Raw genomic sequence first — 20125 nt, forward strand, 5'->3', positions numbered from 1 at the left:
CAATCTAGGGGGCTGCAATGAGTATCAAGATTTCCGCTATCCTTGCGCCGGTCGCGTTGACCGGGTGCATGTCTGCGAACGTGAATATGTATCCGATCGAAGGACCGTACGCACAAATCGTCCCGCGTCCGGTCGTCAAAGCCGTTGCTCAAGGTGTCGAGGGTAACAGCGGCCCGATAAAGGCAACTCTTCCAGATGGGCAAACCTGCATCGGAACGTGGTCGTCAGTTGCCCCGAGAACCGGATATGTTTCGACTGGAGCGCTGTTCACGCAATATGGCGCTGTGTTCGGTTCGACGGTCACACAGGGCATTCTGCCAGGCGTCAACAAGGGGCAGGCCTTTATGACGTGCTCACGCGGAACATCTGTGGATGCCGAGTTCTTCACCGGCAGCGGAACAGCAAACGGCTATGGGATCGCTAAGGACAGCACAGGCAACGTGTACAAGATGCTGTTTTGAGGTCACCCATTCTTGGAAAGCTCCATGGACGTGGAAATCAACAATACCACCGGATTGAAACTTCTCATCGCCCGCGCGCAACTCGGTAGCGCACTATCATTGTTTATCAAAGACAGAGATCCGTTCTCCGTCCATTCCTTGGCCTGTGCAGGATGCGAGCTTATGGAAGGCATCGCGGAAAGCTCGGGAATTGGGTCGTTTTCCACCCACATCTTAGAGGAGCATCCGGCAATCGACTTAAAAACGATACGACGATTGCGTAATAAATACTGGAACGCGCTGAAGCACTTTCATGATCGTGACGGAAAGACAGCGCGCGACGACGCGGACCTGCTATCCACATTCAGCGATAAGCATAATGACGCGCCCCTGTTCATGGGGTGGCACGACTACCAAGCCGTAACGGGACGGCTTCCAGTTGAGGTGCAGGTCTTCCAGGTGTGGTGGTACGCTGTCTACGAGGACAAACTTGCTGGCGATGCAGACCTGCCGACCATCCGGGGGCTCTTTCCAAGCATCAGGTCAGTAGACAGGACGGAGCAGAAAAGGCGCCTGCGTCGTGTGATAGAAAAGTATCGGCGCCAAAAGGATCTCTTATCCGATACCCGAACCGAGGTAGCGCCACTGGTGGGCCGCATCAGATATATCGATTAGAAGAGCTAGAATGGAATCTCTTCGTCTAGATCACGACCAAAGCCGCGGCCAAAGTCTGCTTTTGAGTTCGTCTTTTTTTCTTTAATACGGGGCGGCATTAGCGCGGCGGGTTGTTCCATCGGCGGCAATTGCCGTCTCTCATCTTCGCTAAGCTTTTCCTCGCCGACTGTCTGCATTATCTGATTGATTAGTTTGAGGGATGCGTCGTATGAGCCCATTAAGGCACCAGGAGTGGCGAGAATTTCGATTGCGACCCAAGCTACAGCCACAATGTTGATTCTGCTCTTCTCCAATTCCTTCTCGAATTCATCTAAACGGGCCCTCAATCGATTGCGGGTTCGCTCATCGTAGTCTGATTTTTCAAGAGCTTCTCGTAGATGAAATAGCTTGGAACGAATTTTTGTTTTTGCGTCGTCGGACAGGCCGACGGTCTGCCTCCTGCTGGTCGAGCGGCCATCGAAAAGCATCTGCGTCATATAGTGATCTACATCGGCAATAAACTGGCGATAATCCTCGTAGGATAGGTCTCTGACCCTAGGCACCTCCATTGAGGCGAATGGTTCAATATGTAGTCGGCGAGCAGTTGCGGTAACTACATTGACGAAGCCGTGCCGGGCATCGTGGGCAACCTCGGAATCATTTTCGTCCTGCGGATCTAGCTCGCTAATTCGAGTTTGCAGCTTACGACGAGCAATGCGAACGAATTCCAAAAAAGCTGCGCTCTCATCTTCCGGAAGCTCGTCCAACTCTTCCTTACTGATAAAATCGAATATCTGCATATTGCCCACCTCTTTTCTCAATCTGGCGGGCAACGATGCTTATCGCAAGCCCAAGAAGATCAATGAGGCAGCTTTCCGCAGCAAAATGTGCGCCCGTTTTACGCTTCACAGCCCGGCAACTCGCGCTGCCGGGCACCCTCCATCAATAGCTTTCCCACCCGGTACCGTTCCAGCGCTTCCGGATCGACGCGGCGGCGTACATTTGGTCAATCCTTTGCTGGCGCACGGCGGCCGATAGCGAAGGCCATGGCGGTTCGATATAAACCCCGTTCGCCTCCAGATGATGCAAATCATCGAGCGAGCTGTAGCCCCAGTCCGAATCCCATTTGCTTGGTGGGTAGTCGTACCAATTACTTCCTTGATCGACGTAGAACTGTCGCTCCAAAACGCCGGACCCCTTGACCATCCCCCCCCATGACATCCAGCCGGTGCCAACTGAGGGGGCGCGATTTTGAAAGAATACGAGGGTGAATGTCACAGCTGCCTCCTTAGAATGGGCGCGTGCGTGGCTGCGACACACGCATATCGGCTTGCGCCCATGCGTGCGATTTGAAGTCCGAGCTATTTTTCCAGATGTTGATTCCTTGCGAAACGCCCTGCTGCACCATCGCCATGATCTCCTGATTGCCATTTGCGCCGGAGACATTGACATTGATTGTAGGGGAATTCGTCGTAGAGTTGTTCGTGGTCATGTTCGCCAAGCTTGGTATTCGCGGCGCCTGTAAGGGAGAACCTCCTGCAACCAATCCACCGTTAGCTAGAGCAATATCCTTCCCGGAATTGATTGCATTCAGAAGCTTGAGATTCTGCTTTGTCGCTGCGGCATTTACCACGAACTCCCCATCGCTGAGGCGCGCCGGTATACTGTCGCTGCGAGGGCCTCCGGGACCGCGGATCTGGCCTCCTGTAGCCGCGTGGACGATACCGCCTTTGTCGAAGCCGAGGAGTTTCAGGAAACTGAAACCTGCTCCCCCGCTGGCCTTTGTGTCAAACAGGCCGTCGAACGCCAGATCAAGCAGCTTGTCACCGATCTTCGAAAGCGCATCTGCAAATACGTCAGCTGCCTTTCGTCCCTCAATAAATCCGTCCACGATGCCGCGCGTGAGCCCCTTCTGGAACTCGGCCATTTCTTCGGCTTTTTCTGCAGCCTTGTCGATCGCAATCGATAGGTTGGCATACTCCCCCGCAAGGGTCTTCAACTGCGCCGTTTGCTCTGGCGTCAGCTTGATTCCGCGCTGTGCGGCGGCATTCAAAAGATCCTGCTCGAAGCGAAGTTTCTCCGCCTCGACCTCCGTGAGGCCAAGCGCTTGTTGTTCTACCTTCAAGGTCTCGATACGGCCGCGCGCGGCGATGACGATCTGATTGTAACTTTTGGCAAGTCTCTCAGCCGCAAGAGCGTTTTTATCGCTCTTCGAACCGCCACTACCGCCAGGCGGGAGGATGGAAGGTTTCCCCGGTTTTTCTGGATCGGCGGTCGGTAATTCAACGGCCTTCATCGAGGCCAGCGTCGTTTTGAGCCCTTCCAGCTCATCACGATAGCGGGCGATGGCGGCCGTGTTCCCCTCGAACGCGGAAGGCAAGGCGTTCGGGAACTGTGCACGCGCATCAGCTTCGAGCTTCTGCAGCCGGTCGATCTCGCTTTGAATCGTGGAAATGCGTGACTCAATCTGCTCGGCGGTACGGGCGCCGATAAGCTGAGGCGAATTGGCGAAGTCCCGCAGCGCCGCAACCACCGAAACGATAGCTCCCTTTACCTGCGTGCCAACCGTTCGTGCGATTTCGGCAAATTTGTCGTTTATCTCCTGCGCCTTGGCGATCAGTTCGTCATCCAAGACGGCACCAGCGTCTTGCGCACGCTGCATTAACGCCTCGATGCCGCCGCTTCCCTCCTTCAACAGGCCAAGAAGTTCTGGCCCGGCCGCACGGCCGAAGGCGCGCACTGCGAATTCGAGTTGTTCCTGTGGCGTGCGCGCGTTTTTTACGAGATCCGCATAGGATTTGAAAAGATCGAGCGTAGGTTTGATCTTGCCTTCTGAATCCTGGAAGGCGACGCCATTAGCCCTCAAAACCTTATAAAGTTCGCCACCCTCACCGGACGCATCGGCGAGGCCGGAGGCAAACCTCACCAGACCGGTTGTAACCGCCTCTGCGCTGCCCTTCGCCTGTTCTGCGGAGAATTGCAATGCCTGGAGTGTCGACGCTGTAACTCCGACGCGCTGCGCCTCATCACCTATTTTAGCCAGTGCTGATGCAGCTGACTGCGCACCAGAGACAATCGCGCCAAAACTCAACCCACCAGCCACGCCGGCGAGGAGGCCCTTGCCGAAATTTGACATCGATGCGGATATGGTTTTGTTGAGCTTTGAAAATCGATTTTCGATTTGCTTAGCGCGCCGGTTCGTCTCACCATTTGCTCTGGCAAGGGCGCGTTCGTAGCCTTTGATATCCGCGCTAAGCTGGACAACCAGCCGTTCGATGTCAGTTGCCATGCATGCGCTCCTCGCCCCAGACCTCCAGGAGGGCATCCGCTGCGGCATGCCTGCCGGTGGCAACCGAATATATTGCGAGCGCTTGGCAAATCAGCGTGTCGGCCACTTCTGCGGCAGGTATGCCAGCCGTCAGCATGGCACGCGTCAGCGTATGCATGGCGGTACGCGCAGTTTCTTTAATATCCATGGATTTTCCTATTGAAAAAGCCCGCACGTGGCGGGCTGAAATTCTCAATTTTGATTTATTGCTAGCTTTTGGCGGCGGGTGGTCTGCGGCCGATCAGAAAAAGTTGTCGACACACCCCCGGTGTGCGATACGCTCGACTGTAATCGGTGCTTTCCACCAGAGGTGATGAGCAATGCCCGAATGGCTGACGAAACTATTTTCACTATCTCAAGAGATCAGTTCCAAAGTGGCGCTTCCCATGTTTTTGGCCACGACTGCCATTCTATTTCTTCCCGACGAATACGCTTCGCGAATTGGCATTGACGAACTGCGCGGGCAATATCGGCTCTACATCGGATTGATATTGGTTATTGGGGGGACAGCGCTTGCGTCCAATTTACTTTGGGCGATAGGCGGCTTTATAAAACCGTATCTCAAGGAAAGGGTTTGGCTTTATCATCGTCGCAAAGTTCTATTAGATCTCACGAATGATGAAAAGGCAATACTACGCTGCTTCATCTTTGATGGTCGCTCAGAGGTACATGCGGATATATCCAACGGCACAATAAATCTGTTGGAAGGAAAAAAGATTGTCACGCGTGCGTCAAGTGTATCATCGCTTAACATGAAGTGGGCGTATTTAATACATCCATGGGCAAGAACGTACCTTAAGAAGCATCCAGAACTTCTTCATTAATTATCTAAACCCACCTTCCTGTCTGATGTTCTTCCGACGATTGCACAGCCCGTTGTAGGGCCGCCAATTGCTGCGATCTCAAAATAAGCGCATAGTACCCCGTAGGATTGTAGGCTGGTCTGCCGCAACCGCATTGCGCAGGTAATGGCCCCAACCTATTCTTCACTATTGGGATTTTCCTGCGCGAAAGCCCGCACTATGCCGTCCCAAAAACACGGTCGGCCTCGGCCATCACGGCCGGATCAAGCACGCGAACTGTCGTCGCTCGCGGACTGTTGCGGCCTTCCTGTGTCGTCTCGTAACGAACCGTATCGCCAGCCTTAGGAGTAGCGCTTTCAAGGGCGGAACGATGGAAAAACACGGCTATTGGATCTGACTGTATGAGGCCGTAGCCCTTCGTGTCATTGTATGCAATTACTCTTCCAGTCGGCATAGATTGCTCCGAATTGGGCGCGCCATAGCGTTGGGTCAGTCGAGGAGGTCATCAACTTCCTCTGGCTGCTGCATCGAGACCTTGGCAGCCGAAACTGGGGTGGCGCACATCTGGCCAAGGCACTGGCGCAGCAACTGCATGCCGGGCACGCCGAGCGTTCCCCTGGCCATCCGCGCTGATAAGACAGAGGCAATCCCCGTGATACACCGGTGGCTTTTATTGAGCCATGGAAGCCGAGAAGCAAAATCGTTCCAGGCGTCAATCTCGGCAGCTTGCAGCCATTTCGGTGGCTTCCCAAGCGGTTCTGTAACCAAGGGCTCCGCGCGGTTTCTGTAACGCTGCGGATTTTTGTTAATGGCGCCCGTCAAGCGCGCATATGCTAGGCTTTTTCGTGGGTTTGGCACTTAGACCCCCCATGTTTTGAAATGTGGATGCGTACGCGAGGGTCCCCCGCCGTTCCTGCGGGTCGACGGGTCGGTCCGTCTAGCCCACCCCCCCCCGGTGGCTTGGCGGTCAGGAGGCGTCCAGCGCTGCCATTCCGGCCCGCAGGCTGGCATTCAGCCACTCATCCATCTCGGCATTCCTGCGGTCCCTATGCGCCGCCAGCTCGTCGGCTGTGGCGCCATGGGCGCGCAGCAGTTCGAGATCACTTTCGAGCGCGGCATGCGCAATCCTAGCCAATGCCACGGCCATGGCCACGCGCTCGCGCGGCACGCCCTCTTCGGCTATGAGCCGTTCAACCGCATCTCGGTTCATGGCGCAGCCTGCGTGCCGTGGCTAGCCTCTAAGGCGTCCAGTCTCGCCGCGATCAATGCGATGCGGCTGTCCGCATAAGCAAGGGCATGGCGCGCCGCGGCAGCAATCGTGTCTAGGCTGTCGGTAAGCCAAGTGTCGATTTCCTGCCACTTTGCGTCCAACGCGGCTTCAACATCGTTGCCAGAGGCGCCAACGGCATCCAGCTTCGCGGCCTCGTCATCTAGCAACTGCTGCGCCCATCGTGCAGCGCTGACGGCGGCGATTGCCCACGCCGGTTCGTCGCCGTCGGCTATCAATTGATCTATCTCACTCATTGCTGTGCTCATCCTTTGTCTCCCAATCTGACAACGCGGCCTGTCTTCACACCACGGACAACGTGCGGATTGATCCGCGGCGGCTGTTTGTCGAGTTTAACGACACGGTCGTTTCGCAGTTTCACAACGTGAACACGCTCGATACGCGCGGTGGCCTTCCTGGCGGCTCTATCCATGGCTTTGACTGAAGTAAGCGTGGCCTCAGCGTTCGCGGGGATGGTCACACTGGATAGCTCAAGCCACTCCCATTTTGTGAATTTGACTCCAAACGATCCAGGAATAGCTTCGGTTTCCAAGCCCCTGAAGCCTATCGACAGACCTTGCACCAGCCCGGCTTTAATCAGTCTCCACGCCCGATCGATCTCTTCGGACACGTTTTTGGCAACGTGCGCGACGATCTCGATTCCGGCCGTGGTTATTTTGGCCTTGGTGACATGACCGATGGGCTCCGAATGATTGTGCTGCCAAAGCAACGGAAGCGGCAGCTTGAAAACCGCACCCTCCGGGAGGACAATATCGTCCATCCGATCTGGCGACGGGGTGGATGCAATCCCGGTAATGACGCGCTGGTCGTCGTCAATGTTTTTGATGTCTAGAAGTGAATAAGCTCGATTCATTTTGCGTCCCTTCCATCGCGGCCGGCTTTGACCATGAGTTGCCAACCATCGGACGCGCCGGGCCTCTCACCCTCCGGCACATCCTTTACCGCACACCAAGCGCTGCCGCCGTCCGTGACGACGCTGCCTTGTTTGTAGGCCATGGCCTTCTGATGAACGCCCATGTATTTCAACGCCCCGCTCGTCGCGGCAAACGACCGGTCCACATAGCCCTTGACAGCATCGCCCAGCTTGTCGAGTCCCTCCTCCAGCGCCTTCATCTGACTTGCCTTATGTGCCGCGAAGTTTTTTTCCCAGACGGCGCTCATGGCCGCGATTCTGCGCTCTACTACGCCGGCAAGATCGATGGGTGGCGTAATTCCAAGATCCTCGGGCAGACCCGCCGCAACGTTGGCGCGTTTGGTGCGCAGAATATCCACCTGTTCTTCCAATGCTTCGGCTCGCATTGAAGCGGCGCGCTGGGCGACTTCGCCCTCGTTTTCGCCGGCCTCTCTGGCGGCGGCGGTGCGCGCGTGGTCCGCCCAGAACGCCTCATCGGCGGCTTTTATTTGGCGGTCGAGTTCCGCCAGTCTCTTTGTATCCACTTAATTTCCCATTTGTTTTTTGCGTTCAGCGATCGCCGCCCACAGCGGGCCGAGCGCGATTGTCACGACCGCGTGGCCGGTCAGGTCTAGGGTGTCGCTGGGAATGAGCAGCGGCGAACGCAGGGGATCGAGCGACACGACTGCGACCAATGCGTGATCGCGGGCGCGATCGACTATCACAGGGGCCTTCTTGGCGGCTGCGTTCGGCGGCATTCCGTGGGCGACCAGCGCTTGCATCAATGCGAGGCACCGTACGTCCCGTTCCGAAAATCTGATACGTCCGCTAGCGGTACGCTGGCCGAATTCGAAAGCCGAGCGCTGGATCCAGCCCCTGATTGAGGATTCGGGTATGTCGACAAGCAACGCCGCCTGCGCGACCGTGTAGTCGGTTTTCATTTGCGACCTATGTTGAATGAGAAGAACAAAAAAGAGAACGCAGGCGCGCCGCCTGCAAGGAAAACAAGCGACGCGCGCGATCGAGCGCCGGATCGCCCCGGCGCGATGTGGAAATAGATGGCGGCGGGGAACTCCACAGAACACCGCCGCCCATTCCCGCCGAGCACATGGAACGGCGCGAAATGAAAACGGGCAGCCGAAGCCGCCCGTGAATTCATAAGACCATTATAGCATAACCATGCCGACCGACTCCTACCCCCTCTACGCCACGGCGCGGATGCTCCGCATATTGGAGTTCGCCGCTTGATTGATGAAGTCTGGAATCTCGCCGGCTTTGCGTCCGAGTGCGAATGTGTTCCGCGTCGGTAACGGTCCATCAGCCATACTGTTCGCGGCATCCTCGCGAGCAAAGGTGCGCAGATCCCAAAACACCTCTCTGGCGAAGATCAGGGCGTCGATGACCTTCTGGCGCCCCAGCTTGGCCGCATCTTCACTGTTGCCGCCATATTCGCGTCCGATGTCACCCATCTTCTTTCCAAAGACGCAGGCATCAATCAGCGGGCGCCATAGATGCATCAAACGATACCGCATCATCTGGCATGCACGATGTGCAAGAATACGGCGCTCCATGCTCACGGCATTACCCGCGTCATGACCGTACCATCGCGTAGTAATCACTGGCGCATTCGCCGTCTCGTAGCATTCTCTAACGTCTGCAGCGACCTCCCAGAGATAACCCGCAATGCGACCAGATTTGATTTCATGCTCAACGGGCAGACCTTCGCCGGCACACTTTTTGTCATGCTTCGTCGGCGCTCTGCCGGTGCGAGAAGGACCGTTGTCATTGACGGGCGCGGGCGGTGTTTTGATGTCCGGCCAGCGGACAGACGCAAAGCGGGAAACGATCTGCCTCGGGCGCTCCCGATATGGGTGGGGTTCGGATCCTGTAAAGCCCTTTCCGCGGTCCATATAACCGAGCCAGTGATTAACGTCACAGACAGGAATGTCTTTCTGATCAATCTCAGGATGGTTGTCATTCGCCGCGATCTTCCGATCCGCGAGCAGCTTCTGAAGTTTCGTCATTACAGGTACAGCTTTGGTAGCCATGGGTGTGGAGTTCCCTTCATAGTGCGCCAGCTATAGCCGGCTGTGTAGGTTAGGCCGCTTGCTCGCGCTTGGCGTTGTCGTTGCTTGGCTTCAGGTCGGGGAAAAGTTTGTAGAATTCCGTCCACGAAATACGCCGCCCGCGGTGGGCGCCGTCCAGGCGGGGGGTGGTGGTGTCGGTGGTGCTGTCGGTCATGCTTTCTCCAAAAAAATTTATACGGGTTAGCAAAGGGGGGCACCCTCATATTTTGAATTGGAAAACTCTACGCGTTTGCCCCACACCGGTCCGCCGTATGGCGCCTGCGTGGGGTAAGAGGTGCCCCGGTTAGGCTGGGCTGGCCATCATGTCACATCTCTCTGTATACCCCCATTAGACTGGTTAGACTGGTTAGACTCTTCTGAACTCTTACCGGTCTAACCAGTCTTTCCGGGGTGCATATAAAGTCCGTAGGCCACTTTGATGGCCTCGCCGTCCTTCACCATCTTAGTCAGGAGCACATTGAGGTTGCCCTTTGGCTTCCCTATTACCTTGGCAATCTCTGCCGGCGACATGGGGCTGATAGCATCGTCAAGGGCGGCAAGCACAGCGCGCCTTTCGGCGCTCCGCTTCACATCGTCAGCATCACCCAGAACCGACCACTTGCCGTTGTCGAAGCGCAGGGCTTTTTCCAGTTCCTCGATGTCTCGTCCGCGGCCGTAAAGCTTCGGCCCGTCTGTGTCACGGTTGAGCACCAGGATGCTGTCGGCCGCGCCGGTCAGGCCGTTCGTGCCGCTGATCATCTCCAGCGGGTCGCTGGCTTCCATTTTTCGGACGTGCGTAACGACCACCACGGCAACGCGATGCTCACCGGCCCATTTCTGGAGCGGGGAAAGCGCGGCGTAATCGGCTTCATAAGAATCCTGCGTCCGCTTCTTGGCGGGGCGCACCATGGCGAGCGTATCGACGACGACGAGACGGGGCTTGCTCGCCTGCATGCGCCAGGCATCGAGGCGCCCAATCAGACCGGCATCGATCTTCGGCGCTTCCGTGTCGAGTTCCAGCCGCAAGAGGTCGGGTTGTAAAGACTTCAATGGAGGCAGCAGCGTTCGCAATCGGTCCTGCAGGCGCCGCTGGTTGTCCTCTAGCGCCAAGTACAGCGCGTCTCCTTTTTCGCATTCGGCGCCAAGGACGTGCCCGCCACTTGCCACAGCGATGCACATATCCAGTGCCAGCCAGCTTTTACCCAGCTTTGGTCGACCACCCAGGATGGTCAGGCCTTCGGCTATGACGCCGGGAACCACATACACAACCGGTGGGAATTCCATCGACAGGAGATGTTGCGCGTTGACCGCAGTTGCGGGGCGATTATCGTTTGCCGCAATCGGTGCTGCACGGGGCGTCTCTCGCAATAACTTCCTGGCAGGCTCATCGCGCTGCTCGGCCTTCAAATCTCGCGCGACAATGCGAATGGCAACATTGTGATCGTGGGCGGGACCGCTAAGGGCGGTAATCACCATTTTCCCAGTGTCGCTGTCCAGGTACATTAACGCCTTCGTATCCGGATCGCATTCCGGAATATCATCGACCAGCACGCACCAGCGCATGGCATCGTCTACGTCGGTGGGATCCGCTTCGGCAGGCTTAAGCTTGTCCGCGGCCAGGGTGTAATCTTCCCAGCCTATTTCGGCCGGCCGTACCATTAGGCGCCCGTGGCATTTCTCGGCGCTAGTGCGAAAGAAGTCACCAATTCGCTCTAGGTCGCGGGTTTGAATTACCGCGAGGAGCGGACTAGGCTGCGGCTGCGTCAAAACTATCACTCCCAACGGCGGCAAGCGCCATCTCAATTATTTCGCGACGAGCCGTCGGCGACACCGAAAGCGTGTTGCCTTCCCGGCCCGGGCCGTAAAGAAGAATACGGCCGTCAGGTGCCTCAACAAGGCTGCAGTCATAGATGGTGACCTCGTCTGTCACCTGAAAATTAAACTTCGCAAGCGTGCGAAATCCCCGCGGCGACGGTGCTTGACGCACCGGCCGCGCTGATCTGATGCGCATAATAATCAATCCTAGTGGAAGTATGGGGTTAGGCCGGTTGTCCGGCTCTTGCTTGTTGGCGCCCGTGGCGCGGGGAGTGGCTAGGCGTTAGCCAGCGAAGCTCGGATGTTCGCTATGAACTGATTGTGTTTCGCAAGCTCTTCGCTGTCCATGTCTGATGTATCGACGGCAAGTTGGGTGGCGAGTTCTTTCTCCAATGCCTCGATAAGCATGAGATATAAACCTTCGGCCGCCCTCTCTCCCCGACGCTTCGCTGGCAGGGCATCGATATACCGATCTATTTGGCGGATATCGGCTTCGCTGAACTCGCTCATGCTGCCCTCCCCTCCTGCATAGATATCCAATCAATCAGCGTTGATTTCCGTGCGCAAATTATATCTCCTACTTTGAAGGTCGGGATCGCGCCAGTTGCGGCGAGATGGTAGACGCTCCTGGGCTTGAATCCGGTATAGGCAGCGATGGCGGCGGCACCCTGGAGTATGTCGAGGGCGAGTGGTTTATTGTCGTTCATTACCTGTCTCCTCTTGCTGTTAATTACACATGCATCGTAACTCACCGCATGGCGAATTGTGTTAAGGGTGTCGAAACTATTTTGGTTCGTGGAGATTGATGGATGGCCATGGGCCGGTTTAGGCAGCCCGCTTCGACGGGCGGCCGTCAGTCACATAGACCGCAATCTTCATTGTGGGCGATTAGGATGGGCCGTCAACACTGAGTTCGATTTATTTTTCCGTGCTTCTCTCCATGTCGCATGTTACGCACATTCCGTTAGTCACAACTAGGAGACTCGAATGGCTGTACGAGAACGCGTATGGACAACCAAGGGCGTCGAGAAAAAGGCATGGGTGTGCGATTACTTCGACCAGAAAGGCAAGCGTCACCTCAAGACCTTCAGGACTAAAAAAGAAGCGGATGCATTCGATTCAAAAACCCATATCGAGGTGTTGGGCCGCATCCACGTCGCGGACGCTGATACCGTCACAGTCGAGAAGGCGGGCGAACTCTGGCTGGCGGCATGCGATGGCGACCTGGAGCGCTCGACGGTCGATCAATACAAACAACATGTCGAGCTTCACATTAACCCCTTCATCGGCAAGAAGCGGCTGAACGAGATGACCGTTCCAGCCGTGCGCCACTTCCTCGATACTCTGAAGAGCGAAGGCCGTTCCGTCGCGATGGTCCGCGCGGTTCGTGTGAACCTCGGCGCTATGCTTTCCGACGCCCAGGAGCGCGGCCTTGTTGTGGTGAATGCGGTGAAGGCAAAGGGGCGCGCAAAGGGGCGTCAGCACGCAGAGGCGCGACATAAGAAGAAGGTCGAGGTAGGAATAGACATTCCCACCTCCGCCGAACTCAAAGCCATCCTCGCCGCTGCAGAGGGCAAGGCCCGTGCCTTCATTTTGACAGCCGCCATGACGGGTATGCGCGCTTCTGAGTTGCGCGGGCTGCGATGGGGCGATGTCGATTTCGTCCGCGCTGAAATCACAGTCCGGCAACGCGCTGATGCCTATCTGGAGATGGGTAGCCCTAAATCCAAGAACGGTCGCCGCACAATCCCCCTCCCCGGCCCGCTCGTCGCGGCGCTGAAGGAATGGAAGCAGGATTGCCCGAAAGGTGAACTCGGGCTTGTTTTCCCATCGGGCACGGGCGCCATTGAGTATCACAGCAACATCGTGCACCGTTGGTATCATCCGCCCCAAATCGCCGCTGGCGTATCGATCGACACCGGAAAGCGGGACAAAGACGGAAGTCCGATACTGAAACCGAAATACACTGGCCTTCATGCGCTGCGTCACTTCTACGCAAGCTGGTGCATCAATCGACCGATTGACGGCGGCCTGGGGCTACCAGCGAAAGTTGTTCAAGATAGGCTTGGGCATTCCTCGATCACGGTCACATTGGACACCTACAGCCACCTGTTCGAACGGGGGGACGATGGGTCATTGATGGACAAAGCCGCCGCCGCATTTTTGTAGCGACTGCAACATGTGTGCGACAGATCAGGATTTCGATAATGATTTCAAAGGCTATGTAAAAACTCTGACTCCGTTGGTCTTGGTTCGGCTCCAGGTCCCCCAGCCACCGCCGTCTTTGCCTGTTTTCCGCCAGCGAACAACATAACGCCTCGAATTTCGCTCCTTATTCCGGAACGGTAAGAGGCGGTTGCCGGGGGAAACACTGCAGAAAAATCAACAGGCCGGTCGCGACGAGCGCGCCAGCCTGTCGGAATATCGGTGAAACCGGCCGTGCTTACTGCGCCGCTTCCTCGATGATATCGGCAACCTTTTGCGGCTGCGAGACCATCACGACATGAGAGCCGCCTTCGATCACGACGGTGCGCTTGGAGCCGGCACGATCGGCCATGAAGCCCAGGGCTTTCGCCGGGATATTCTTGTCGCCGTCACCATAGATGAACCAGGATGGCAGCGAAGTCCACGCCGGCTTGCCCGTCTGCTCGTTGAGCGCCGCCTCGGTGATCGGGCGCTGGCCTGCGGCCATCAGCGCCGTCTGCTCGGCCGGAACGTCATGGGCGAACTGCTCGCGGAACTTTGCCTGGTCGATATAGAGGTCGACGCCGCCATCGGCGAGCTTCACCGGAGCCGCGAGCGCCGCCCCCAGGGTTCCGCCGGGAAATTTGCCGGCCAGCCCGGCCGTGGTCTCTCCCGCCTGCGGAGCGAAAGCGGCGACATAGACAAGCGACTTGACGTTGTCATGGCCGTTTGCGGCGGCGGAAATGACCGTCCCGCCGTAGGAATGGCCAACGAGGACGACCGGACCTTCGATGCTTCCCACTACGTCCGAAACATAGGCCGCGTCATTGGTAACGCTGCGCAGCGGATTGGCGGCCGCGACGACGCGGTAGCCGTCCTTCTGCAATATCTCGGTGACGCCGTTCCAGCTCGATGAATCGGCGAAGGCGCCATGGACGAGGACGACGGTCGGCTTGGCAGGCTCCGCCGTGGCAGAACCCGAAAGAAGTGCGCCGGCAATGGCGAGGGTGGCTGCGAATTTAGACATGACAATTTCCTTTCTCGGTTTGCGGTTGGGTTTTCCGGTTTGGTCACATATTAATTTGCTGGCGATTAATTTGTGCACGATTTAAATAGTACAGCCAAAACATCCTGTCAATAGCTTGCAAAACAATCGTGCACAAATTATTTTAGCGCGATAGGAGAAAGCCTATGAACCAGATGACGCAGAACGCCGATCCCGGCATCCCCGATGTCAGCGAAATGCTATGCTTTTCAATCTATTCCGCCGGGCATGCCTTTACCCAGCTATACCGGCCGCTGCTTGACGCGATCGGCCTCACCTACCCACAGTATCTCGTGATGGTGGCCCTCTGGCGCCGCGACGGGCGGACCGTGAAGGAATTGGGCGAGACGCTTTTCCTCGATTCCAGCACACTGACGCCGCTTCTCAAGCGGCTGGAGACCGCCGGTTTCATCACCCGCACCCGCAATCCGCGGGACGAGCGCCAGGTGCTGCTACACCTGACCGAGGAAGGCAGAAGGTTGAAAGAAAGCACCGCAGAAGTATCCCGCTGCGTCCAGGAGGCCGTCGGCATCGACGCCGATACGGCAAACAAGATCCAGGCGGCAATCGACGCCATCCGCGACGGCATACACAAGCGCAAACCGTGAATTGGCCACGGCTACCTGACGCGGCAGCTTTTATCAAAACAACCTTGGCGCTTTTCATCATCCCTCATGTCTGATACAGCGCGCCTGCCGGAGGCGCTCTCCGGTGCCGGTCGCAGCCTACCCGGCAAACAAAACAAGGAACGACATCATGAGAACATCCTTTGTCCGCACCGGCGGGCAGGATTCCGTTTCGCCCGTGCGCAAGGCCGTGCGGGAGAAGGCGTTTGTCGGCCTCGTTTCCCCCGAACACGAACAAGGCTGCCGTGTGGGCGCGCGGCCGCACAAGACGAAGACGGATCATGTACCGTATCACCAAGGAATTCCATTTTTCGGCCTCGCACCGGCTGACCGGCCTGCCAGAGGAACATCCCTGCGCACGCCTGCACGGGCATAACTATATGGTCGTGGTCGAACTCTCAGCGGCCGAACTCGACGCGCACGGCTTCGTCCGCGATTATCGCGAACTCGCGCCGCTGAAGCGCTACATCGACGAGGCGCTGGATCACCGCCATCTCAACGATGTCTTCGGCCATGAGCGGGTGACCGCCGAATTCCTGGCGCGGGAGCTCTATGGCTGGTGCAAAGCGCGCTGGCCGGAAGTCACGGCTGTGCGGGTGAGCGAGACGCCGAAAACCTGGGCGGAATACCGGCCATGAGCACGTTGCGCATCGCCGAGATCTTCGGCCCAACGATCCAGGGCGAAGGCGCGCTGATCGGCGAGCCGAGCGTTTTCGTGCGGGCGGGCGGCTGCGATTATCGCTGCCGCTGGTGCGACAGCCTGCATGCGGTCGACAGCGCCTTCCGCCACGAATGGGCCGCGATGGAAACCGAGGAGGTCTGGGCGCGGGTGCATGCGCTGTCGGGCGGCGTTCCGTTGACCGTGTCGCTCTCCGGCGGCAATCCGGCGATCCAGCCCTTCGGGCCGCTGATCGCGCTCGGCCGTGCGGCGGGCTATCGCTTCGCGCTGGAGACGCAGGGCTCGATCGCCCGCGACTGGTTCGCGCAACTCGACATGCTGGTGCTCAGCCCCAAGCCGCCCTCCTCGGGCGAGATGGTTGACTGGGCGACCTTCGAGGACTGCCTGATCGCGGCCGGAGACGGGCCGAAACGCGTGATGAAGATCATCATTTTTGACGAGGCGGACTATGCCTTCGCACGCGAGGCGGCGGCGCGCTATCACGCATTGCCGCTATTCCTGCAGCCGGGCAACCATACGCCGCCTCCGCCCGGCGCTGAGGATGGCGAAATCGATCTCGACGGCATCATGCAGCGGATGCACTGGCTCACCGAGCGCACGCTGGCCGACCAATGGTTCACGCCGCGCATCCTGCCGCAGCTGCATGTGCTGATGTGGGGGAACAGGCGGGGTGTTTAGACCTTCGGCCTGTCGCCACTGACTGCATCAAGATCGGCGAGAGCGGCTTCAACCTCCGCGGTCACTGCATCCGGCAATGGCTGGATGGGTTGCGGCGGTTCGCCTGCCGGAAGCCCGAGCAATCCGGCGATGACATACATCACCCGCAGGCTGCCATGGGCGCGAAACAATGTCCAAAGCCGCTGAAACGCTCCGTCGATGGCCTCGGCTTCGTCGGTGCGTCCCGCCTGTGCCGCACGCGTGAGACGCAGCGCCGGCCCCGGCAGCAGGCCCGCGACGACGCTGTACCATGCATCCGCGCCGGCCAGCAGAGCGGGCACGGCACCCCAGTCACCGCTATAGCCGACCGCAAAATCATCGGGAGTGGCGTTGCGGAGACGGGCAATCTCTCCGGCGAAATCCTCATCCGCCGGCAGAGGCATCTTCACGCCGGCAATGCGCGGATGGTGTGAAAGCCGTGCAAGCAGGTTTTCCGAGAAGGTGAAATGCGTCGTGCCCGGATTGTTGTAAATGCACAATGGCAGGCCCGTCGCGCCCGCCACGGCTTCAAAATGCGCCGCCACCTCCTCGCCAGTGAGCGGCGTATAGGACATCGGCGCGAGCAGCAGCGCATCGCCGCCCAGCCGCTCGGCGTCCTGCGCCAACGACCGCGCCCAGCTGGTGCGCAACGCGCCGACACCGACGATCAGCGGAACACGCCCACGGACGATTTCCACCGCGGCCGCGACCGCCCGCGACCGCTCCTGACGGTCGAGATAGGCATAGGTACCCGTGCTGCCGAGCAATCCGATCGAATCCACCCCGGCCGATACCAGCCGCTCGATCAGGACACCAAGCGCATCGACATCGACACGCCCCTCCGCACCGGCAGGCGTCAGGGGGAAAGCGGACAGGCCGTGGAATGGAGAGGTTGGAATCATGTTTGGCTCTAGCGGAAGCGGAGGTTTTGCCGCGTGAGCTGCTCGACCGAGGAGCAGCCCATCAGCTTCATGTCGCGCTCGATTTCGATGCGCATCAATTCCATCGCGCGCTCGACGCCGGCCTGCCCGGCCGCCGCAAGCGGAAACAAATAATAGCGGCCAAGCCCAACGGCCTTGGCGCCTAGCGACAGCGCCTTCAACACATGGGTGCCGCGCTGCACGCCGCCATCCATCATGACGTCGATGCGGTCTCCCACCGCATCGACCACGGCGGCAAGCTGATCGAACCCAGTGCAGGAGCCATCGAGCTGGCGGCCGCCATGATTGGAGAGCACGATACCGGTACAGCCGATCTCCGCCGCATGCCTGGCGTCCTCGACCGACATGACGCCCTTGAGGCAGAACTGTCCGCCCCAGTGCTCCACCATCTCGGCCACGTCATCCCACGAGAGGGAGGGCTCCAGCATCTCCGTGAAATAGCGGCTGATCGACATCACGCCGCTGCCCATGTCGACATGGCTGTCGAGCTGCGGCAACCGGAAACGTTCGTGCGTGAGATAGTTGAGCGCCCATCCCGGCTTGACCGCGAATTGCGTGACCCCGGCAAGATTCAGCTTGAACGGGATGGCAAACCCCGTCCGCTTGTCGCGCTCGCGGTTGCCGCCGGTGATGCTGTCGACCGTCAGCATCATCACCTCGATGCCGGCCTCCTTGGCGCGCGCCATCATCTCCCGGTTCAGCCCGCGATCCTTGTGGAAATAGAACTGATAGACCTGCGGGCTGCTGCTGATCTTGCGCGCCTCCTCGAGGCTGACGGTGCCGAGCGAGGAGACGCCGAACATGGTGCCGAACTTCGCCGCGGCCGCCGCCACGGCGCGCTCGCCCTGATGATGGAAGAGGCGCTGAAGCGCCGTCGGAGAACAGTAGACGGGCATCGCCAGCTTCTGGCCCATCACGGTGACAGACATATCCACATCGCTCACGCCGCGCAGGACATTGGGTATCAGGTCGCAGCTGTCGAAGGATGCGGTGTTGCGCCGGTAGGTGACTTCGTCGTCGGCTCCGCCGTCAATATAGTTGAAGATCGGGCCCGGCAGACGCTGCCTGGCCATCCGGCGGAAATCGTGAAAATTGTGGCAATCCCTTAGACGCATACGTGCCTCTGTCGCTTGAGCAGGAATCGCCAATAGCACATCGATGACCGATGTTCACGTCCGTCACGTCACGAGCTTACGCAGGTCGAGCTGCTTGCTAGAGATTGCGTTAACCATTACTCGACCTCCATGCCATAGAACTGGTACTGCGACTTCAGCGGTTGCACGGATGCGGGACGTCGCTGATCGGCATGTTGACAAGATTGGGCAAACGGAATGCGCCTTAGCCGAAGCTTCTTTTTCCTTGCGGTCTTCGCGCTGTTCTGGGTGACCACCGCACCCTTCATCGATCTTTCCAATCCCGACATATTGCGCGCCCAGGAAAGCGGAAACGCCGGTCACCAGATCGCCATCCTGCTGCTGCTGGCGATGTCGATCGGTATATGCTGGCAGAATGGAAAAGTTGCGCTTTCGGCCATATCGGGAGCGATGATCTGCGTGCTGCTGTGGCAGCTTTTCACGGTCGTCACTTCCAGCCATCCGGATCAGTCAATTCGCCGCTACATACTCAACGTCGCCGTGACAATCATCGCGCTTGCCTGGCTTCTGGCGCCCGAGAACACGACGCAATTCCGCCGCCTGCTGCGCTACGGAGCAGCCTTCGTCCTGGGACTTGCCTATTTCGGCGTGATCGTCCTGCCGAACCTCTCCATCCACAACATGGGCGACATCACGGAGCTGGTCAACGCCGGCTCTTGGCGGGGGCACTTCGCCCACAAGAACATCGCCGGACCGGCGATGGTGGTGCTGATCCTCTACTGGCTCTATTTCGCCAGGACCACCGACAAGACCATGGCCCGCATCATCTATTGGAGCCTGGCGGCGCTCTCACTGAACTTCCTCTATCACACCAACAACAAGACCTCGATCGGCCTTCTCCTGGCGATGTTCGTGCTGGCGGCCCTCATCCGACGTGTCCGTTTCCTGCCGCTGCAAATGGCGCTGGCGTTTATTCCCGTCGCGCTGATGGACCTGCTGACCCTCGGATCGGTCATCTTCAAACCGGTGGGCGAATTGGTGGCGGCGCTGATTTCAGACCCAACCTTCACCAACAGAACGGAAATCTGGCGCTTCGCGATAAATCGGCTTCAGGAGCATCCGCTGATCGGTTACGGCTTCGAAGCCTTCTGGGCGTCGTCCGACCTCCGGGGCACATTCCAGGAAACCTGGGCAGCCTCGGCCGGCCATGCCCATAACGGCCTGCTCAACGTGGCGATGTCGAGCGGTCTCATCGGCGTATTCCTAACCCTGTGGTGGGTTTATCTCAATCCCGTGCTGGACTTCAACAAGAGCCAGAAGACGGGCAACGATCCTCACCTGGCGCTGCTCTATCTGCGGATATGGATGTTCATGATGCTCTACGCCAATCTGGAGTCGCCCTTCTTCGTGGGACGAGGCCAGGTCTGGTTCACGCTCCTGGGAGCCATGCTCGGACTGCGGCTCCATGCGAGAACGCATCAGGTGGTCGAGCAGACGGCGCTGCGGCATGGCGCGGTCGACAAGCGGCCTGTCCGCCCCTATCGGAACGCATTGCCGGCGAGATAGGACGCCGC

Annotated in this window: 28 protein-coding genes; 8 read left to right on the plus strand and 20 right to left on the minus strand. The window is 58.4% G+C overall.

All coding sequences use genetic code 11. From position 1 onward, the window contains the following. Positions 1-17: 17 nt before the first annotated feature. Positions 18-461: a hypothetical protein gene (locus tag ATN84_RS01710; protein WP_068879803.1), complete on the plus strand. Its 444-nt coding sequence runs from the start codon at positions 18-20 to the stop codon at positions 459-461. 24 nt (positions 462-485) lie between these two features. After that, the gene (locus ATN84_RS01715; protein WP_068879804.1) at positions 486-1115 is read left to right on the plus strand and encodes a hypothetical protein; all 630 of its coding nucleotides are present in this window, start codon (positions 486-488) and stop codon (positions 1113-1115) included. A 5-nt stretch (positions 1116-1120) separates the two neighbouring features. Here ATN84_RS01715 and ATN84_RS01720 read toward each other — a convergent pair whose 3' ends face one another. The 4 genes from ATN84_RS01720 to ATN84_RS01735 all read right to left on the minus strand — a co-directional run bounded on the left by ATN84_RS01720 (position 1121) and on the right by ATN84_RS01735 (position 4570). Then, the gene (locus tag ATN84_RS01720) at positions 1121-1894 is read right to left on the minus strand and encodes a hypothetical protein (RefSeq protein ID WP_068879805.1); all 774 of its coding nucleotides are present in this window, start codon (positions 1892-1894) and stop codon (positions 1121-1123) included. Positions 1895-2036: 142 nt separating this feature from the next. Continuing rightward, positions 2037-2372 (minus strand): hypothetical protein, encoded by a 336-nt coding sequence (locus ATN84_RS01725; protein ID WP_153020062.1) that lies wholly within the window; start codon positions 2370-2372, stop codon positions 2037-2039. A 10-nt stretch (positions 2373-2382) separates the two neighbouring features. After that, positions 2383-4383, minus strand: a complete 2001-nt coding sequence (locus ATN84_RS01730; protein ID WP_068879807.1) for a phage tail tape measure protein — start codon at positions 4381-4383, stop codon at positions 2383-2385. Beyond that, positions 4373-4570, minus strand: a complete 198-nt coding sequence (locus tag ATN84_RS01735; RefSeq protein WP_068879808.1) for a hypothetical protein — start codon at positions 4568-4570, stop codon at positions 4373-4375. The genes ATN84_RS01730 and ATN84_RS01735 overlap by 11 nt, the downstream gene beginning before the upstream one ends. 172 nt (positions 4571-4742) lie before the next feature. Here ATN84_RS01735 and ATN84_RS01740 point away from each other — a divergent pair, with 172 nt between their 5' ends. After that, complete coding sequence (locus ATN84_RS01740) at positions 4743-5246, plus strand: superinfection exclusion B family protein (protein ID WP_068879809.1); 504 nt, start codon at positions 4743-4745, stop codon at positions 5244-5246. A 196-nt stretch (positions 5247-5442) separates the two neighbouring features. Here the strand turns inward: ATN84_RS01740 and ATN84_RS28110 are convergent, their stop codons facing one another. The 13 genes from ATN84_RS28110 to ATN84_RS01790 all read right to left on the minus strand — a co-directional run bounded on the left by ATN84_RS28110 (position 5443) and on the right by ATN84_RS01790 (position 11993). Next, positions 5443-5679, minus strand: coding sequence for a cold-shock protein (locus tag ATN84_RS28110; protein ID WP_082766047.1), 237 nt, complete (start codon positions 5677-5679; stop codon positions 5443-5445). 35 nt (positions 5680-5714) lie between these two features. Then, complete coding sequence (locus ATN84_RS01745; RefSeq protein ID WP_244490962.1) at positions 5715-6047, minus strand: hypothetical protein; 333 nt, start codon at positions 6045-6047, stop codon at positions 5715-5717. Between the two features lie 145 nt (positions 6048-6192). Beyond that, a complete protein-coding gene (locus ATN84_RS01750) occupies positions 6193-6435 on the minus strand; it encodes a hypothetical protein (protein WP_068879811.1) in 243 nt (80 codons plus the stop codon). Further along, positions 6432-6761, minus strand: a complete 330-nt coding sequence (locus ATN84_RS01755) for a hypothetical protein (protein ID WP_068879812.1) — start codon at positions 6759-6761, stop codon at positions 6432-6434. The genes ATN84_RS01750 and ATN84_RS01755 overlap by 4 nt, the downstream gene beginning before the upstream one ends. Further along, complete coding sequence (locus ATN84_RS01760) at positions 6758-7366, minus strand: HK97 family phage prohead protease (protein ID WP_068879813.1); 609 nt, start codon at positions 7364-7366, stop codon at positions 6758-6760. Before ATN84_RS01760 ends, ATN84_RS01755 begins: the two co-directional genes overlap by 4 nt. Further along, positions 7363-7950 (minus strand): hypothetical protein, encoded by a 588-nt coding sequence (locus ATN84_RS01765; protein ID WP_068879814.1) that lies wholly within the window; start codon positions 7948-7950, stop codon positions 7363-7365. The genes ATN84_RS01760 and ATN84_RS01765 overlap by 4 nt, the downstream gene beginning before the upstream one ends. Then, positions 7951-8346 carry a MerR family transcriptional regulator gene (locus tag ATN84_RS01770; protein ID WP_068879815.1) on the minus strand — a complete coding sequence of 132 codons (396 nt, stop codon included), beginning with the start codon at positions 8344-8346 and terminating at the stop codon, positions 7951-7953. Between the two features lie 261 nt (positions 8347-8607). After that, positions 8608-9453, minus strand: coding sequence for a hypothetical protein (locus tag ATN84_RS01775; protein ID WP_153020063.1), 846 nt, complete (start codon positions 9451-9453; stop codon positions 8608-8610). A 49-nt stretch (positions 9454-9502) separates the two neighbouring features. Beyond that, on the minus strand, positions 9503-9646 hold the full coding sequence (locus ATN84_RS27205; RefSeq protein ID WP_161939548.1) for a hypothetical protein: 144 nt from the start codon (positions 9644-9646) through the stop codon (positions 9503-9505). Positions 9647-9864: 218 nt separating this feature from the next. Beyond that, complete coding sequence (locus tag ATN84_RS01780) at positions 9865-11130, minus strand: AAA family ATPase (protein ID WP_244490963.1); 1266 nt, start codon at positions 11128-11130, stop codon at positions 9865-9867. An 88-nt stretch (positions 11131-11218) separates the two neighbouring features. Further along, entirely contained in the window at positions 11219-11482 is a 264-nt protein-coding gene (locus ATN84_RS26575) for a hypothetical protein (RefSeq protein ID WP_153020064.1), read from the minus strand. Between the two features lie 80 nt (positions 11483-11562). Next, complete coding sequence (locus ATN84_RS01785; RefSeq protein ID WP_068879817.1) at positions 11563-11796, minus strand: hypothetical protein; 234 nt, start codon at positions 11794-11796, stop codon at positions 11563-11565. Then, a complete protein-coding gene (locus tag ATN84_RS01790) occupies positions 11793-11993 on the minus strand; it encodes a MerR family transcriptional regulator (RefSeq protein WP_068879818.1) in 201 nt (66 codons plus the stop codon). The genes ATN84_RS01785 and ATN84_RS01790 overlap by 4 nt, the downstream gene beginning before the upstream one ends. Positions 11994-12273: 280 nt before the next feature. On the opposite strand from ATN84_RS01790, the gene ATN84_RS01795 reads away from it, so the two are divergent. Then, complete coding sequence (locus tag ATN84_RS01795) at positions 12274-13455, plus strand: tyrosine-type recombinase/integrase (RefSeq protein ID WP_068879819.1); 1182 nt, start codon at positions 12274-12276, stop codon at positions 13453-13455. Positions 13456-13729: 274 nt separating this feature from the next. Here ATN84_RS01795 and ATN84_RS01800 read toward each other — a convergent pair whose 3' ends face one another. After that, positions 13730-14497 carry an alpha/beta fold hydrolase gene (locus ATN84_RS01800; RefSeq protein ID WP_068879820.1) on the minus strand — a complete coding sequence of 256 codons (768 nt, stop codon included), beginning with the start codon at positions 14495-14497 and terminating at the stop codon, positions 13730-13732. Positions 14498-14661: 164 nt separating this feature from the next. On the opposite strand from ATN84_RS01800, the gene ATN84_RS01805 reads away from it, so the two are divergent. From ATN84_RS01805 to queE, 3 genes are all read left to right on the plus strand, one after another. Then, positions 14662-15123 carry a MarR family winged helix-turn-helix transcriptional regulator gene (locus ATN84_RS01805; RefSeq protein ID WP_068879821.1) on the plus strand — a complete coding sequence of 154 codons (462 nt, stop codon included), beginning with the start codon at positions 14662-14664 and terminating at the stop codon, positions 15121-15123. Between the two features lie 299 nt (positions 15124-15422). Beyond that, the gene (gene queD / locus ATN84_RS01810) at positions 15423-15779 is read left to right on the plus strand and encodes a 6-carboxytetrahydropterin synthase QueD (RefSeq protein ID WP_068879822.1); all 357 of its coding nucleotides are present in this window, start codon (positions 15423-15425) and stop codon (positions 15777-15779) included. Then, positions 15776-16498: a 7-carboxy-7-deazaguanine synthase QueE gene (queE, locus tag ATN84_RS01815; RefSeq protein ID WP_068879823.1), complete on the plus strand. Its 723-nt coding sequence runs from the start codon at positions 15776-15778 to the stop codon at positions 16496-16498. Before queD ends, queE begins: the two co-directional genes overlap by 4 nt. On the opposite strand, the gene ATN84_RS01820 is transcribed toward queE, so the two are convergent. Continuing rightward, positions 16495-17418, minus strand: coding sequence for a dihydrodipicolinate synthase family protein (locus ATN84_RS01820; RefSeq protein ID WP_068879824.1), 924 nt, complete (start codon positions 17416-17418; stop codon positions 16495-16497). The genes queE and ATN84_RS01820 overlap by 4 nt on opposite strands. 8 nt (positions 17419-17426) lie before the next feature. After that, entirely contained in the window at positions 17427-18572 is a 1146-nt protein-coding gene (locus ATN84_RS01825; RefSeq protein ID WP_068879825.1) for an alpha-hydroxy acid oxidase, read from the minus strand. Positions 18573-18788: 216 nt separating this feature from the next. Here ATN84_RS01825 and ATN84_RS01830 point away from each other — a divergent pair, with 216 nt between their 5' ends. Further along, on the plus strand, positions 18789-20117 hold the full coding sequence (locus ATN84_RS01830; protein WP_068879826.1) for an O-antigen ligase family protein: 1329 nt from the start codon (positions 18789-18791) through the stop codon (positions 20115-20117). Positions 20118-20125 lie beyond the last annotated feature (8 nt).

Source organism: Paramesorhizobium deserti (genome assembly GCF_001558695.1).
Classification (GTDB): Bacteria; Pseudomonadota; Alphaproteobacteria; order Rhizobiales; family Rhizobiaceae; genus Paramesorhizobium; species Paramesorhizobium deserti.

Bases quoted from the DNA above. Each gene is read 5' to 3' on its own strand.
- ATN84_RS01770 (WP_068879815.1), bottom strand. From the start codon at position 8,346: ATGAAAACCGACTACACGGTCGCGCAGGCGGCGTTGCTTGTCGACATA.
- queE (WP_068879823.1), top strand. From the start codon at position 15,776: ATGAGCACGTTGCGCATCGCCGAGATCTTCGGCCCAACGATCCAGGGC.
- ATN84_RS01800 (WP_068879820.1), bottom strand. From the start codon at position 14,497: ATGTCTAAATTCGCAGCCACCCTCGCCATTGCCGGCGCACTTCTTTCG.
- ATN84_RS01730 (WP_068879807.1), bottom strand. From the start codon at position 4,383: ATGGCAACTGACATCGAACGGCTGGTTGTCCAGCTTAGCGCGGATATC.
- ATN84_RS01805 (WP_068879821.1), top strand. From the start codon at position 14,662: ATGAACCAGATGACGCAGAACGCCGATCCCGGCATCCCCGATGTCAGC.
- ATN84_RS01820 (WP_068879824.1), bottom strand. From the start codon at position 17,418: ATGATTCCAACCTCTCCATTCCACGGCCTGTCCGCTTTCCCCCTGACG.
- ATN84_RS01750 (WP_068879811.1), bottom strand. From the start codon at position 6,435: ATGAACCGAGATGCGGTTGAACGGCTCATAGCCGAAGAGGGCGTGCCG.
- ATN84_RS01760 (WP_068879813.1), bottom strand. From the start codon at position 7,366: ATGAATCGAGCTTATTCACTTCTAGACATCAAAAACATTGACGACGAC.
- ATN84_RS01740 (WP_068879809.1), top strand. From the start codon at position 4,743: ATGCCCGAATGGCTGACGAAACTATTTTCACTATCTCAAGAGATCAGT.
- ATN84_RS01785 (WP_068879817.1), bottom strand. From the start codon at position 11,796: ATGAGCGAGTTCAGCGAAGCCGATATCCGCCAAATAGATCGGTATATC.
- ATN84_RS01735 (WP_068879808.1), bottom strand. From the start codon at position 4,570: ATGGATATTAAAGAAACTGCGCGTACCGCCATGCATACGCTGACGCGT.
- queD (WP_068879822.1), top strand. From the start codon at position 15,423: ATGTACCGTATCACCAAGGAATTCCATTTTTCGGCCTCGCACCGGCTG.
- ATN84_RS01775 (WP_153020063.1), bottom strand. From the start codon at position 9,453: ATGGCTACCAAAGCTGTACCTGTAATGACGAAACTTCAGAAGCTGCTC.
- ATN84_RS28110 (WP_082766047.1), bottom strand. From the start codon at position 5,679: ATGCCGACTGGAAGAGTAATTGCATACAATGACACGAAGGGCTACGGC.
- ATN84_RS01780 (WP_244490963.1), bottom strand. From the start codon at position 11,130: ATGGTACGGCCGGCCGAAATAGGCTGGGAAGATTACACCCTGGCCGCG.
- ATN84_RS26575 (WP_153020064.1), bottom strand. From the start codon at position 11,482: ATGCGCATCAGATCAGCGCGGCCGGTGCGTCAAGCACCGTCGCCGCGG.
- ATN84_RS01795 (WP_068879819.1), top strand. From the start codon at position 12,274: ATGGCTGTACGAGAACGCGTATGGACAACCAAGGGCGTCGAGAAAAAG.
- ATN84_RS01830 (WP_068879826.1), top strand. From the start codon at position 18,789: ATGCGCCTTAGCCGAAGCTTCTTTTTCCTTGCGGTCTTCGCGCTGTTC.
- ATN84_RS01790 (WP_068879818.1), bottom strand. From the start codon at position 11,993: ATGAACGACAATAAACCACTCGCCCTCGACATACTCCAGGGTGCCGCC.
- ATN84_RS01715 (WP_068879804.1), top strand. From the start codon at position 486: ATGGACGTGGAAATCAACAATACCACCGGATTGAAACTTCTCATCGCC.
- ATN84_RS01755 (WP_068879812.1), bottom strand. From the start codon at position 6,761: ATGAGCACAGCAATGAGTGAGATAGATCAATTGATAGCCGACGGCGAC.
- ATN84_RS01825 (WP_068879825.1), bottom strand. From the start codon at position 18,572: ATGCGTCTAAGGGATTGCCACAATTTTCACGATTTCCGCCGGATGGCC.
- ATN84_RS01710 (WP_068879803.1), top strand. From the start codon at position 18: ATGAGTATCAAGATTTCCGCTATCCTTGCGCCGGTCGCGTTGACCGGG.
- ATN84_RS01720 (WP_068879805.1), bottom strand. From the start codon at position 1,894: ATGCAGATATTCGATTTTATCAGTAAGGAAGAGTTGGACGAGCTTCCG.
- ATN84_RS27205 (WP_161939548.1), bottom strand. From the start codon at position 9,646: ATGACCGACAGCACCACCGACACCACCACCCCCCGCCTGGACGGCGCC.